This window comes from Aquabacterium lacunae (genome assembly GCF_004310865.1).
Lineage (GTDB): Bacteria > Pseudomonadota > Gammaproteobacteria > Burkholderiales > Burkholderiaceae_C > Aquabacterium > Aquabacterium lacunae.
The window spans coordinates 94,054-108,000 of sequence record NZ_SIXI01000007.1 but is presented as its reverse complement, the minus strand read 5'-3'; the positions used below and the strand labels follow the sequence as shown (position 1 = coordinate 108,000).

Annotated in this window: 13 protein-coding genes; 7 read left to right on the top strand and 6 right to left on the bottom strand. The window is 67.3% G+C overall.

Annotation, left to right across the window (positions count from 1 at the left end; genetic code table 11):
• Positions 1–66: 66 nt before the first annotated feature.
• Complete coding sequence (locus tag EYS42_RS15200) at positions 67–711, bottom strand: PEP-CTERM sorting domain-containing protein (RefSeq protein ID WP_130969048.1); 645 nt, start codon at positions 709–711, stop codon at positions 67–69.
• A 218-nt stretch (positions 712–929) separates the two neighbouring features.
• Between EYS42_RS15200 and EYS42_RS15195 the strand changes: the two genes are divergently transcribed.
• Both EYS42_RS15195 and rsmG read left to right on the top strand, forming a co-directional pair.
• The gene (locus tag EYS42_RS15195) at positions 930–3,032 is read left to right on the top strand and encodes a tRNA uridine-5-carboxymethylaminomethyl modification enzyme MnmG/GidA (RefSeq protein WP_130969121.1); all 2,103 of its coding nucleotides are present in this window, start codon (positions 930–932) and stop codon (positions 3,030–3,032) included.
• Complete coding sequence (gene rsmG, locus EYS42_RS15190) at positions 3,029–3,841, top strand: 16S rRNA (guanine(527)-N(7))-methyltransferase RsmG (protein ID WP_130969047.1); 813 nt, start codon at positions 3,029–3,031, stop codon at positions 3,839–3,841. The genes EYS42_RS15195 and rsmG overlap by 4 nt, the downstream gene beginning before the upstream one ends.
• A gap of 45 nt (positions 3,842–3,886) precedes the next feature.
• Here the strand turns inward: rsmG and EYS42_RS15185 are convergent, their stop codons facing one another.
• Both EYS42_RS15185 and EYS42_RS15180 read right to left on the bottom strand, forming a co-directional pair.
• Complete coding sequence (locus EYS42_RS15185; protein ID WP_130969046.1) at positions 3,887–5,005, bottom strand: AraC family transcriptional regulator; 1,119 nt, start codon at positions 5,003–5,005, stop codon at positions 3,887–3,889.
• Complete coding sequence (locus tag EYS42_RS15180; RefSeq protein WP_130969045.1) at positions 5,002–6,168, bottom strand: AraC family transcriptional regulator; 1,167 nt, start codon at positions 6,166–6,168, stop codon at positions 5,002–5,004. Before EYS42_RS15180 ends, EYS42_RS15185 begins: the two co-directional genes overlap by 4 nt.
• 285 nt (positions 6,169–6,453) lie before the next feature.
• Between EYS42_RS15180 and EYS42_RS15175 the strand changes: the two genes are divergently transcribed.
• Positions 6,454–7,551, top strand: a complete 1,098-nt coding sequence (locus EYS42_RS15175) for a hypothetical protein (protein ID WP_130969044.1) — start codon at positions 6,454–6,456, stop codon at positions 7,549–7,551.
• 14 nt (positions 7,552–7,565) lie between these two features.
• Entirely contained in the window at positions 7,566–8,723 is a 1,158-nt protein-coding gene (locus EYS42_RS15170) for a hypothetical protein (protein WP_130969043.1), read from the top strand.
• Here the strand turns inward: EYS42_RS15170 and EYS42_RS15165 are convergent, their stop codons facing one another.
• Positions 8,724–9,815 carry a catalase family protein gene (locus tag EYS42_RS15165; protein ID WP_130969042.1) on the bottom strand — a complete coding sequence of 364 codons (1,092 nt, stop codon included), beginning with the start codon at positions 9,813–9,815 and terminating at the stop codon, positions 8,724–8,726.
• A gap of 492 nt (positions 9,816–10,307) precedes the next feature.
• Here EYS42_RS15165 and EYS42_RS15160 point away from each other — a divergent pair, with 492 nt between their 5' ends.
• On the top strand, positions 10,308–10,922 hold the full coding sequence (locus tag EYS42_RS15160; protein ID WP_130969041.1) for a lipocalin family protein: 615 nt from the start codon (positions 10,308–10,310) through the stop codon (positions 10,920–10,922).
• A gap of 38 nt (positions 10,923–10,960) precedes the next feature.
• Positions 10,961–11,758: a ParA family protein gene (locus tag EYS42_RS15155; protein ID WP_130969040.1), complete on the top strand. Its 798-nt coding sequence runs from the start codon at positions 10,961–10,963 to the stop codon at positions 11,756–11,758.
• A gap of 12 nt (positions 11,759–11,770) precedes the next feature.
• On the opposite strand, the gene EYS42_RS15150 is transcribed toward EYS42_RS15155, so the two are convergent.
• Both EYS42_RS15150 and EYS42_RS15145 read right to left on the bottom strand, forming a co-directional pair.
• Positions 11,771–12,256, bottom strand: coding sequence for a hypothetical protein (locus EYS42_RS15150; RefSeq protein WP_130969039.1), 486 nt, complete (start codon positions 12,254–12,256; stop codon positions 11,771–11,773).
• Positions 12,257–12,370: 114 nt separating this feature from the next.
• Complete coding sequence (locus EYS42_RS15145) at positions 12,371–12,883, bottom strand: hypothetical protein (protein ID WP_130969038.1); 513 nt, start codon at positions 12,881–12,883, stop codon at positions 12,371–12,373.
• A 127-nt stretch (positions 12,884–13,010) separates the two neighbouring features.
• Here EYS42_RS15145 and EYS42_RS15140 point away from each other — a divergent pair, with 127 nt between their 5' ends.
• Positions 13,011–13,910 (top strand): ParB/RepB/Spo0J family partition protein, encoded by a 900-nt coding sequence (locus EYS42_RS15140; RefSeq protein WP_130969037.1) that lies wholly within the window; start codon positions 13,011–13,013, stop codon positions 13,908–13,910.
• The last annotated feature ends 37 nt before the right edge of the window (positions 13,911–13,947 follow it).

Sequence of the window (13,947 nt, the reverse complement as noted above, 5' to 3'; positions counted from 1 at the left end):
TGCATTGTGCCGCGGCTGCGCAGCCCAGGGTTTCACGTGGAACCCCAGGCCGCGGGGTGGTGTGGCTCAGGCGGCGTTGGCAACAGCCCCCGCTGGCTGGCGTGGTTGGCGGTGCGCCTGGCGACGCACGGCCAGGCTGGCCAGGCCCAGGGCCATCAGGGCCCAGGTGCTGGGCTCGGGCACCGCGCTCAAGGTGCCCACCACGATGCCTGGTTCGCGGAAGGCCATGGCGCTGTCGACCAGGGTGAGCTTGCCGCTGCTGTCGGCGCGGAAGTGCGCCCAGCCGAAGGACGTGCGGTTTGACAAGGTGGCCCAACTGAAGCCTGGGTCTGTGGCGCTGCTGGTGGCGGCGCCCAGGTAGAAGTCGGTGCCGACCACCGCGGTGGTTTGGCCATTCTGCAATGAGGGCTTGAATCGGTTGTCGATCACCGCACCGGGTTGTGTGACCCACACCTCCGAGCCTTCGTCCACATTGAATGTCTTGTAGGTCAAAGTCCCTGCACTGGGGTCGTAGTCGAAAAAGGTGCCCGTGTAGTCACCACCCACGGTCTGGTCCACCAGCACTGAAAAGTTGCCAAACTGGCCCGCTGGGTCTTGTGTGAAACGCCAGTGGCCGGCTTCGACCACGGCGTGGGCCGACAGGTGAGCGGCCGCGAGGGCCAGGGTGCAGGCCGCGGCTTTGGCCGTGCGCCAGGTGGCTGGATGGGGCATGGAGGCTCCTTGAAGGTTTGTTGGTGCAGGTATTTTGCTCACACCCTGGTGGTTCCTGGGCTCCGGTGTTTCACCAACGCCCTGCCCGCGGACATGGGCTTGGCACCCGGGCCCCACCTCCCGGATAATCCAGCCCTTCACGTGTTGCCAGCCGGCGCGACCCCACCCTGGGGCCGCGCCTTTTGGCTTTGGCACATTGAGTGCCCTGGATGTTCGCCATGCTTTATCCGCAAGAGTTTGATGTGATCGTGGTCGGTGGTGGCCATGCCGGCACGGAGGCCGCGCTGGCCGCCGCGCGCATGGGCTGCGCCACGCTGCTGCTCAGCCACAACATCGAGACCCTGGGGCAGATGAGCTGCAACCCCAGCATTGGCGGCATTGGCAAGGGCCACCTGGTCAAAGAGGTCGACGCCCTGGGCGGCGCCATGGGCCTGGCCACCGACGAGGCCGGCATCCAGTTCCGCATCCTCAACAGCAGCAAGGGCCCGGCCGTGCGGGCCACCCGCGCCCAGGCCGACCGCATCCTGTACAAGGCCGCCATCCGTCACCGCCTGGAAAACCAGCCCAACCTGTGGGTGTTCCAGCAGGCCGTGGACGACCTGATGGTGGAGGGCGATGGCGCCGGTGCGCGCGTGGTGGGCGCCATCACCCAGGTGGGCATTCGCTTCCGCGCCCGCACCGTGGTGCTGACCGCGGGCACCTTCCTCGATGGCAAGATCCACGTGGGCCTGAACAATTACAGTGCGGGCCGCGCCGGCGACCCGCCAGCCGTGAGCCTGTCGGGCCGCCTGAAAGAGCTGAAGCTGCCGCAAGGCCGCCTGAAAACCGGCACCCCGCCGCGCATCGACGGCCGCAGCATCGACTTCTCGAAACTCACCGAGCAACCTGGTGATGGGGTGCCCCTGGTCGGGGGTTGGGGCGAGCCCGGCGCACCGCTGTCGGCCCCCACGGGCGCTGACGTGCCCGTGTTCAGCTTTTTGGGCACGCCCCAGATGCACCCTCGCCAGCTGCCGTGCTGGATCACGCACACCAACCAGCACACGCACGACATCATCCGTTCGGGCTTTGACCGCAGCCCCATGTTCACCGGTGTGATCGAAGGGGTGGGGCCGCGCTACTGCCCCAGCATCGAAGACAAGATCAACCGATTCGCCGACAAGGATTCGCACCAGATCTTCCTGGAGCCCGAGGGCCTGACCACCAACGAGTTCTACCCCAACGGCATCAGCACCTCGCTGCCGTTTGACATCCAGCTCAGCGCGCTGCGCAGCATGCCCGGCCTGGAGAACGCCTACATCTTGCGGCCCGGCTACGCCATCGAGTACGACTACTTTGACCCGCGCGAGCTCAAGAGCACCTTCGAGACCAAGGCCATCGGCGGCCTGTTTTTCGCAGGGCAGATCAACGGCACCACGGGCTACGAAGAAGCGGCCGCCCAAGGCCTGTACGCCGGGGTGAACGCCGCCCTGCAGGCCCAGGGCAAAGACGCCTTCACCCTGCGCCGTGATCAGGCCTACCTGGGCGTGCTGGTCGATGACCTGATCACCAAGGGTGTCTCTGAGCCGTACCGCATGTTCACCAGCCGTGCCGAGTTCCGCCTGCAGCTGCGCGAAGACAACGCCGACATGCGGCTGACTGAACTCGGCCGTGGCATTGGCCTGGTGTGCGACACCCGTTGGGACGCTTTCAACCGAAAGCGCGACGCTGTTTCACGTGAAACAGAGCGCCTGCGCAGCACCTGGGTGCGCCCCGCCACCTTGCCACCTGCCGACGCCGAGCGCCTGGTGGGCAAGGCACTGGAGCATGAATACAGCCTGGCCGACCTGCTGCGCCGGCCGCAGGTGGTGTTCGACACCCTGGCCGAGGTGGCGGCCATTGCCCAGGCAGAGCAGGCCCGACTGCGTGGGGATCGGGGCAACGGGGACGACATGACCCTGCCAGTCAGCCGCGCCAGCTTGCGCGCCGAACTGGGCGAGGCCCTGGGCGATGCCGTGATCGAGCAGGTCGAGATCAGCATCAAGTACGCCGGCTACATCGACAAGCAGAACGAAGAGGTGCAGCGTGCCGCGGCCTACGAGCACCTGCGCCTGCCCGACGAGCTGGACTATGCCCAGGTCTCGGCCCTGAGCCACGAGGTGCGGCAGAAGCTGTCGCGCCACCGCCCCGAAACGCTGGGCCAGGCCTCGCGCATTTCGGGTGTGACCCCTGCGGCCATTTCGCTGCTGCTGATCCACCTGAAGAAGGGGCGGTTCAAAGGCTTTGCCGATGCTCAGCGCGACACGGCCAGCGCTGCCAGCACCACCGAAGGGGAGGCCGCATGAGCCGCCCCAACCACCTGAAGGGCCAGCGTGGGGCGCCCCGTGCTGCGGCGGGCCATGCCGCCCGCGCGGCGGCACCCGCTCCGCGGCCTGTGCCCAAACCCAAGCCGGCCCCCCACTGGAGCGCCGAGCAATGGCGGCCCGCCGTGGCCCGCACCGTGCAGGCCTGCGGCCTGACCCTGAGCGACGCGCAGCTGGCCCAGCTGGTGCGCTACATGGGCCTGCTGCAGGAGTGGAACGCCACCTACAACCTCACGGCCCTGCGTGATCCGGCCGACATGCTGAGCCACCACCTGGCCGACTGTCTGGTGGTGGTGCCCAGGCTTCAAAACGCGCTGGCCGAGCGGGGCTGGCCCCAGGGCGATGCGCCCGTGCGTGTGCTGGATGTGGGCAGTGGGGGCGGTCTGCCCGGCGTGGTGCTGGCCATTTGCTGCCCCGAGTTGCAGGTCACCTGCATCGACACGGTGGGCAAGAAGGCGGCCTTTGTGCGCCAGGTGGCGGCCGAGCTGGCCTTGCCCATCACCCGGGGTGTGCACCGCCTGAAGGCCGAGCACAACCGGGTGGAGTTGCTGCAAGGCGTGTACGAGGTGATCACTTCCCGTGCTTTTGCTTCATTGGTTGACTTCACCGAGTGGACGAAGCACCTGCTGCCTGCCCATGGTGTGTGGATGGCCATGAAGGGTGTGCCGCCCGAGGCCGACGAGCAGGCTGCCCTGCAGCCTGTGGCCGACGTGTTTCACGTGGAACACCTGCAGGTGCCCGGTCTGGGCGAGGCCCAGCGCTGCATCGTGTGGATGCGTGCGGGCACCTGATGCCTCCCGTCTGAGTCTTGCCACCCGAGGCATCGCGGGGCCTCGTCAAGGCGCTGAGACCTCGCCTTTCAGCAACCTTTCGCGCACTTGTGCAGGCGTCTGCCCATGCCAGGCGCGGCAAGCCCGGGCCAGGTTGGCCACCGTGCTGTAACCCAGGCGCTGGGCCACATCCTGCAAGGGCAGGGTGGCTTCGCCCAAGAGGGCCTCGGCATGGGCCTGCTGGGCGGCCAGCAGCATGGCCCGGTAGCTGGTGCCCCGTGCGGCCAGCTGCCGAGACAGGCTGCGCACGGGCATGCCCAGGCGTTCGGCCAACACGGCTTGCGACGGGAAGCCGCGCAAGCTGGGCACCAGCCAGGCCTGCACCTGCGCCAGCCAGGGGTCATCGGGCGTGGCTGGCTGGGCCAACTGCAATTCCTTCAACTCGGCCAGTTCGGCCTCGCAGGCTTGCACCGACCATTGCGCGGCTGTGCGGTCTCCCTGAGCCAGGGGCACGTCCAGCCACCGCGCGGGCAGACGCAATTCGTTGAGCGGCGCGTCGAACACACAGCGGGGCAGGCGAGCCGCGTAACGCGCATGCCAAGGGGGCTCCGGGAAGGCAAAGTGCAGGCTGACGTCCTTCCGGCAGTCGGGCAGCAGCTGGGTCAGCAGCACATGGCTGCTCACCAGCACCATCTCTGCCGACATGCGGTACAGGTCGGTGCGCGGCACACGCTCGTGCAGCATCACCCGCACTTCGGGCTGCGCGCCGGCGCCGTGTGCGGGAGCATCGCCCTGCACCGCCACCTCCACTTCCCACGCCGCCAGGCGCAAGCCTGCACCGAAACGCTCGGCAAAGGCCAGGGCCGTGCGCAAGGTGGTCTGGGCCATGTAGCCAAAGCCCACCGCGCCATGGCTGGTCAGCTGGGCCTGCAGGCCAAACTCGCAGCCCAGCCCAGGCTCACCCGTCAGGGCCATGGCGCGGCGGCACAACTCGGCAAATTGAGGGCGCATGGGCATGCGGGCCTGGGGTTCGTGCCGCCAGGCCAGGGGGAAGTCCAGCCCACGCAGCAAGGTGGTGGCGGGCACACCCCGCGCTTCGGCCAGGCGCAGCATCAGGTCGACGTAGGTGGCCGAGACGCTGGCCTGCGGCGTGGCGTGTCCCTGGGGTGGGGCGGCCTCTTTCATGCGATCACCCCACGGGTGTCGAGGTGCCGTTGGTTTGCAGGGCCGCAGGAAGGCCCCTCTTCGGCCCGCTGGGCGCCTCGGCGCAGCGCGTCAGGGCCTGACCCTGTCCAGCCCTGGAAGGCGCTGCAAAAGGCGCTGGTGGACCGGTAGCCCAGGCGCGTGGCCACCGCAGACACGCGCAGGCCTGGCACCTGCAGCAAGGCCAAGGCGTCGCGTTGCCGGGCCTGCTTGAGCAAGGCCTGGAAATTCCAGCCGCTGTGTTGCAGCATGCGTGACAGGGTGCGCACCGACATGCCCAGCCGCATGGCCACCTCGCTGGCCGACAGGTAGCCGGTGTCCGAGGCGGCCAGCAGGGCCTGGGTCTGGCGCAGCACGCGCAGTTCCGGGGTTTCGCCCAGCCGGGCCAATTCGTCCACGCAGGCTTGCTCGGCCCAGCGGGCTGCCGCCACATTGGCCTGCGGCAGGGGCTGCCGCATCAGCCGTTGCGGCAGGCACAGGGCCGCGAAAGGCTGCATGAACTGGCAGGGGGGCAGGCGGTCGGCGTGGCGTGTGTGCCAGGGGGGCTCGGGGCCCTCGAAGTGCAGCTGCATCTCCGCCTTGCTGCCGGGCAGCACATGGTCGAGCAAGGTGACCATGCCCGTCAGCAGGTGGCGTGCAGCGTGCTCGCGCAGGGCCGCGGGCCGAGGAGGGGTCAGCGATTCGCTCAGTCGCAACTGCGTGAACGCCCCTGCGCAGGCCCCATGGCCCTGTGCGCTGCCTGGCAGCACCGCGCCCTGTGTCATCTCCACCTGGTGCAGCAGCCAGCCTGCCGTGCGCAGGGGCCCGCCGAACCGCACCCCGAACATCAGGGCATCGCCCAGCGTGGCCTGCGACAGCATGCCGAAGGCCAGCGTGCCATGGCTGGCCGGGCTGGCGCGCAAGCCCAGCAGGTAGCCCAGCCCAGGCTCACCGCACTGGGCCAGGGCGCGCGCATTCAGGGCGGTGTAGTCGGCCAGCGGCACACGGGCTTGGGGGTCTTGCAGCAGCCGCGCGTCCAGCCCCAACTCGGCCCACAGGGCCGCACCGGAGCCCCCCAGGGCATCGACCAGGTCGAGCAGTTGGCAGGCATAACCCACCGGGACGGCGGGGTGTGGCGGTGCCCGGTGATGCAGGGGGCTGGGCATGGCAAGGGCGAAGGCGAGGGGACAACCAGTGACAAGCGCGAGATCGGAAAACTAGCACAGGCGCCTGCCGCACGGGGGGGCAGAGGGCCCTGCAGACATCGGGCTAACCCTGGCCAAGGGCGCCGTCGGGCACCCGTGTTTGCGGGGTGTGGCCAGAAATGATTCCGTGGTGTCCGATGCCCGGATGCGGCGCTCCAGCGGCGCTTCACACAATGGGTCACATCCAAGAACACCAGGGAGGGTTTCGCGATGCCCCAGGTCCATGCCGTTTGGCCCCGTCATGCCATGACACGTGCCTCTGCGCTTTGCCTGGCTGTGGCCCTGGCATGTGCAGGCCACGCTGCACATGCCCAGCGCACTTACACCGTCACCACCCTCGACGGGGCCTTCGACAAGGCGGTGCAGCTCGACCCTGCGAACCGCGCACAGGGCAACCGTTCTCGCTACTCGCTCAAAGGCCCTGAAGGCCAGCTCAGCCCCACCGGCGGCTATGTCGCCCGCAGCGCCAGCTGGGCGGCCAGCACCGCCACGGCCCAGCAACCGGTCAGCGCCTTCGCGCTGGCCTCGCAATGGGCCACCTTGAAGGTCAGCGACAACGGCCAGTGGCTGGCCCTGAAAGACACCAACAACCGCACCTTTGGCCGCAGCCAGAGCGGCCGCGCCAGGGCCCTGGCTTCGGGGCAGGGCTTTTCGCCCAACTACAGGGTCTGGGCCATCAACAACATCGGCGACATGGTGGGCCACACCGGCGCGGTCAACAGCGCTTACCAGGGCGCCTATGAGGCCCTGTGGTGGCAGAACGGCGTGTCGCAGGTGCTGCCCGTGGCGCCCGGTGTGGGCGGCTGGGCGCTGGACATCAACAACCTGGGCCACATTGGTGGGGCCATCCAGATCCTGTCGGGCACCTCGCCCAACGACACCCAGGCCCCGCTGGTGGCCCGTGCTGCGGTGTGGAAGGCCGGTGCCCTGAGCTGGGTGGCCGACCCTGCCGTGTTCGGTGCGCCTTCGCGCGTGTTGCACATCAACGATGCCGGCACCCTGGTGGTCGAAGGTCAGCAAGACGGCTGGACCACGCTGTTCCAGGTCAGCCCCGCCGGGCAGGTGCAAGCCCTCACGCAGCGCCAAACCGCCCCCTACCCACACGACATGAACGCTGCCGGTGTGGTGGTCGGGCAGGCCGGCAACCGTGCCGTGATGTGGGTTCAGGGCCAGCAGATCGACCTGGCCCAGCACCTGGCGGCCAAGGGCGTCAGTGCTGTGGCGTCCTGGCGCCTGATGTCTGTGCTCGACATCAACGATCAAGGCTCCATGGTGGTGCTCTATGCCTTGCCGGGGGATGCATTCGGGGTCGAGCGCAAGGCCCGTTTCACGGCCGTGCCCTGAAAGGACTCCCTCCCATGGTCACCTCCTCCCGCTCTCCTGTGGTCAGCGCCTGTGTCTGGCTGATCGCCTCGCCACTGCTCGCCCAAGCGCAGCAGGCCGATCCAGGGCCCGCACCCGCCGCGTACAGCGTCGATGTGCTGCAGTTCGAGCGCACGCCGGGCGCGCCCTTGGCCATTCCCCTGGTGCTGGACAACCAGCACGTGGCCCACGGCAACACCGCCCGGTTTTCACTGGGCGGCTTCCTGGTGGCTTCTCTGCGGCAACCTGCAGACATCTACGAGTACCGTAGCGCCATCTGGCCGGTGCCCACCGCCGTCAGCAGCAGCCTGACCAACCCCGTCGGGACGGCCGTCAAAGCCCGCTTTGTGCTCAACAGCACCATGGGCACCCGCGCCGTCAGTGCAGACGGCCAGTGGCTGGCACTGTCCAACGCCAGTGACGACCCCTACCGCGCACAGGGCGGCAGCATCAAGGCCTTGCCCGTGCCGCGCGGCGCCCGCATGGAACTGTCCGACGTGAACAACCAGGGCGTTGTGGTGGGCGCCAGACGAGAGCCCATCACCGAACGTGACACCGTGCCCAAGCCGGGCGCATGGCTGGCCGGCCAGTGGCAGGACCTGCCGTGCGGCAACTGCGCCTACGGCCGTGCACAGACCGTGAACAACCTGGGCGTGGTGGGCGGCTGGGTGACCACGACGGGTGCCCAGCGGCTGACACTGGCCACCCGCTGGGAGGGTGGGCGCGTGGTCTGGCAGGGCGACCCCGCGGTGCTGGGGAGCGCGGCCGAGGTGGTGGCGCTCAATGACGCTGGACAGGCCTTGGTGCAATCGGCCCAACAGGCCAGTGTGGTGTTGCCCGACGGGCAGACCGTCGTGCGCTTGTCGCCGGGTGCCACCCAGGTGCGGGTGTCTGACCTGAACGCCAACGGCACGGTGGTGGGCTCTGTCGACGGCGCCGCCACCCTCTGGCGCCCGGTGCCGGGCAACTCGGGCGCCTGGCAGGCCGAAGCCCTGGCCGCCCACCTGGCCGCTCGCGGCGTGAGCACACCTGCGGGCTGGCAATGGACCCATGTGGAGTCCATCAACCAGGCGGGCGCACTGCTGGTGCGTTACCGCCTGGCGGGTGATGCCGATTACGACGTGCGCATGGCACGCCTGATCCCCCGGCCCTGATCAAGGCTCCACGCGCGGCTGCCCATTGAGCTGGTGCCGCAGCGTCGAGATTTCCTGGTACACCGCTTTGCGCACCCGCTGGATGCCGCCCAGCGGCCGGTGCTCGGCGATGCTGTGCCACGGCGTGAACGAGCGCACCTCGCAGGCTTCGCCCTGCTCGGCCTGTTGCGCCGGGATGTCGATGCGGGCCACCTTGACGAAGGGCGAATCGCTTTCCTTCCACTCGGCGGTGGCGTCTTCGATCGGCATCTTGCTGGGCTGGGTGCGCAGTTGCACGCTGAAATCGAAGCAGGCGGCCCGCTCGTCCAGCGTGGCCTGCAGGTTCTGGCGCAGCAGGTCGGGGCCGGTGGCCGTGTCCTTGAACACCGCACCCGCGCACGGCGTGGCCGACACCTTCATCTGCTGCGTGCCCAGCTTGTTGGGCGTGGGGCTGAAGTAGCGCACGTTCAAGGGGTTGCTCACCTTCTGGCCCTGGATGCGCAGCAGCGTGGCGCCTTCGTTGAAAGCCCGCCAGGTCAGCCAGCCGGCCAGGCTCAGGGCCCCACCGTCGATGGCTTTCTGGAAGCTCACGTACTCCTTGGCGTTCTTCACGAAGAACACGTTGCTGTTCATCAGCAGGAAATCCTGCGTGCTGGCCTGGGCCTCGTCTTCCAGCAGCTTGGGGCCCGGCACGCCCATGATCTTGACCGCCATGCCGCGGGCGTCACCTTTGGTGTCGTCCACATTCTGGCTGCCGTTGGAATAGCGGATCACGGCGTCATAGGCCGCAGGGCGTGCGAACAGGCCCTGGGCGACCGCCGTGGGCAACTGCGGCAGCACCGTGAAGCGCGCCTGCACGCAGCCATGGGCCTTGCGGTGGGCATCGCGGAAAGCGCGGCCTTCTTCTGCGGCCTTTTTCTGCACCGAGGCTTTCAGCGCGCTGGTCACGAAGGCGATCGAGGCGGCCTCGTCGGCCGGGATCACTTCGCCGTCGGCGTTCGGCGCGGGTGCGGTGGCGGCGCAGGCCGACAACGAAGCAACGGCGCTCAAGGCGCACACAGCGCGGGCCAGTGCGGCCTGGGCCTGGCGTGCTGGGAAGGAGGTTCCTGACATGGTGGGGTGAGTGGTTGGTTGGGTGGTTTGCTGTGGCGGCCATCTTCGCGGCCCGGCGTGAGGGGGCGCACAAGGGGCAACCCTTGCGGAACGGCCGTTCTGAGGCTTCGGGGCGTCGTTTGCCGAAAATGAGTGCGCATCTGTCCTGAATTCGACAGGTGAGTTCACATCTTGTTACGGACCCCTGTGTTTTTGAGCGGTCCAAGGGTGTGAGAAGCGGACGCCGCGCGCCGCGGTGAATGGCTCAGTCACCAACGAGGCGAAGAGTCAATGGCGAAAACAAGCCGTACACAAAGAATCCATGTGGTTTTTAAATACACGGAAGGTATGGATGCAGCCTGAAGCGTCAGGCTGCCACGGCGCGTCCATCGTTTGTCGATGTTTTGCCTGATTCAGGTGCTTTTTGTCAGCCGAAGCCATCTGTTCAGGGCTTGTTGATGTGACGCGTTGCATGTACCGTGCAGTCTCATTGAAAACTTCACGGTCACCACCATGCCTGCCACCCTCAGCCTTCCTCGCCAGGTCGCCCGCGGCGCCCTGATCTCTGCTGTTTTCGCCCTGGCCTCGGTGGCCGCCACGGCACAGGCTGCGCCGCTGCCACCGCTGAAATCGGTGGGCGCCGGCAAGGTCGACCTGAACCGCTACCAGGGCCGCTGGTACCAGATCGCCTACTACCCCAACACCTTCCAGAAGCAGTGCGTGGCTGGCACCACCGCCGACTACGTGCTGCAAAGCAATGGCACCGTGCAGGTGACCAACCAGTGCCGCAAGGCCGATGGCACTTTGAGCAAGGCCGTGGGCGCTGCGCGCGTCACGCCGCCCAAGATCCTGGGCGTGCCGGTGGCCAAGGGCACCGACACCTCCAAGCTGGAGGTGCGCTTCGCCCCCGCCGCGCTGTCCTTCATCAATGCCGTGTGGGCCCCGTACTGGGTGATCCAGCTGGCCGACGACTACCGCTATGCCGTGATCGGTGAGCCCAACCGCGAGTTCCTGTGGATCCTGTCGCGCACGCCGCAGCTCGACCCGCAAGACCGCGCCATCATCAGCGGCCTGCTGCAGCAACAAGGCTACGACCCGCTCAAGCTGCAGGAAGAACCTCAGCCCTGAGGGGTGCCGCGCGGCGTGCGGCATGGATAATCAATTCCATGCCGCACATCTTCTGCATTGCCAACCAAAAGGGTGGGGTGGGCAAGACCACCACCACCGTCAACCTCGCCGCGGGGCTGGCCCTGGTCGGCCAGCGCGTGCTGATCGTTGACCTGGACCCCCAAGGCAATGCCACCATGGGCTCGGGCGTCGACAAACGCCAGCTTGAGCACAGCGTGTACGACGTGCTGCTGGAGTCTCTGTCGGTGCGGGAGGCACGCCAACCCAGCCCCAAGGGTGGATACGACGTGCTCGGCGCCAACCGCGAGTTGTCAGGCGCCGAAATCGAGCTGGTCACGCTGGAGCGGCGCGACCGACGTCTCAAGACAGCCCTTGAGGCCTGTGCGGCCGATTACGACTTCGTGCTGATCGACTGCCCCCCGTCGCTCAGCCTGCTCACGCTCAATGGCCTGACCTGCGCGCACGGCGTGATCGTGCCCATGCAGTGCGAATACTTCGCCCTGGAAGGCCTGACCGACCTGGTCAACACCGTCAAGCAGGTGCACGCCAACCTCAACCGCGAGTTGCAGCTCATTGGCCTGCTGCGCGTGATGTTCGACCCTCGCGTCACCCTGCAGCAGCAGGTGTCCGACCAGCTCAAGGCGCACTTTGGCGACAAGGTGTTCAACACCGTGATCCCGCGCAACGTGCGGCTGGCCGAAGCGCCCAGCCATGGCATGCCGGGCGTGGTCTATGACAAATCGAGCAAGGGCGCGCAGGCCTTCATCGAGTTCGCGCGCGAGCTGGTGGCGCGGGTCAGCGCCGCAGGCAAGGGCCTGAAGGCCACCAAGGCCTGATCACGGCCTGAATCAAGGCCGGCGCAGGTAGATGGCCTTGTCCAGCCGCGTGGGAAAGCCCTCGGCGTCCAGCGGGCCGTCGTCATCGCCCTCCTGGAAGGTGTCGCCGTCAGACACCAGCAGCGTTTTCAGCAGGTTGGTGGTGCCGTCGGCCGTGTAGGTGGCCCGGTCGGCCAGGCGGTTGCCCACGCGCACCTGCCCGCTCATGCGCATCACGCGCACATCGGGTTCGTCGTTCATGGGCTGGCTGGCGCCCTTGCACTTGGGGTCGGCGTACTCGTGCAGCGCGGTGCTGATGCGCAGGTGGTCTTCGCCGGTGGCCCGGGAGATGTCCATCACGTGGCGGTAGAACTTGCCACTGGCCGGCACGCACTCCTTGCTCACCCAGGTGCCCAGGTACACGTCAGAGGCCGTGACGGTGTCGGCTGCCTGCGCAACAGGCAAAACAGCCATCAGAGACAGCAGGGACAACCGGGCGGTGTGGGCAAAAACTCGCATGGTGGAAGTGTGGACCAAGGCGCGCCCAGTGTTGCGGCAAATGTCGCTTTCAGCACCCCCCTGATCTGGTGCGGTGCAGCATTGCTGCGACGCATGGTCAGGGGGGCGAAGCGATCACTGCTTGTCGAAGATCTCGTCGTCCGACGTGTCGAAATTGTTGGGGAAGCCGTCTGTGTCCGTCGCCCCACGTTCGTCGCCAACACGCAGGACCTTGCCATCGGTGTACGACACCGATTTCGCGGTGGCGCCGTTCAGGTTGGTGTACGTGGTCTTGTCGGCTGTCACGCCCTCCACCGTCTTGGTGCCCACGATGGTGTTGACGAACGAAAACGCATCGCCTTGGACTGCGGTGCCGGTGCCGGTGCAGGTGTTGGTGCTGTATTGATAGATCTGGAAGTCAACCTGGTAGACCTTGTCGCCCTTCTTGGTGATGACGATGCTGTCTTTGAAAAAGCCGCCTTGTCCGGTGTAGCAAAGACGGCTTTTCCAGGTGCCCACATAGGGGTCAGCCGTGCCATTCGATGCCTGGCCTGCGCTGTCACCACCACCACCGCAAGCCGACAAGGCCGCAGCCACCGCCAAACCCATGGCGCCCATGGCGCGCTTGAACTGCTGATTCATGCTCACAATCGTCTCCGAGATACATTGGTTCACAAAAGAGCCTGCAGTGTGATGCAGTCCGTTGGGCATTCGATTCCCCCGCAAGGGTGGAATGGCTGGCAGGGACACCCCCTAAACAAGCGACAATCCCCCCATGGCGACCAAGAAACCCAAAGGCCTGGGCATGGGCCTGGAGGCCCTGCTGGGCCCCAAAGTCAGCGATGCTCCTGCGGCGGCCGATGGCACGCCCACCACCTTGCGGCTTGACCTCATGCAGGCCGGCAAGTACCAGCCGCGCACGCGCATGGACGAGGGCTCGCTGTACGAGCTGGCCGAGAGCATCAAGTCCCAGGGCATCATGCAGCCCATCCTGGTGCGCCCCATTGGCGAGGGTCGCTACGAGATCATCGCCGGTGAGCGCCGCTCGCGTGCGGCCCGCATCGCCGGGCTGACCGAGGTGCCGGTGCTGGTCAAGGCCGTGCCCGACGAGGCCGCCGCCGTGATGGCCCTGATCGAAAACATCCAGCGAGAAGACCTCAACCCGCTGGAAGAAGCCCAGGGCCTGCAGCGCCTCACGCAGGAGTTCGGCCTCACGCACGAACAGGCCGCGCAAAGCGTGGGCCGCTCGCGCAGCGCTGCCAGCAACCTGCTGCGCCTGCTGAACCTGGCCGAGCCCGTGCAGGGCATGCTCATGGCGGGCGACATCGACATGGGCCATGCCCGCTCGCTGCTGTCGCTGGACAAGGCCGTGCAGATCACCACCGCCCACGAGGTGGTGGCCCGCAAGCTGAACGTGCGCGAAACCGAAAAGCTGGTGGCCAAGGTGCAAGGGCAGGGCCGTCAGGCCCCGCTGCTGCGCGTCAAAGCCGACAAATCACGCGACGTGGTGCGCCTGGAAGAAGAGCTCTCCGACCTGCTGACCGCCCAGGTCGAGATCAACGTCAAGCGCCGCACCAAGCGCGGCGAGCAGGGCGAGGTGCTGATCCAGTTCGGCAGCCTCGACGAGCTCAACGGCATCATCGACAAGCTGCGCAGCGGCTCCAAGCCGCAGTAAGCGCTCACCAACCTTAACGGTTGCACACCCGCAAGCC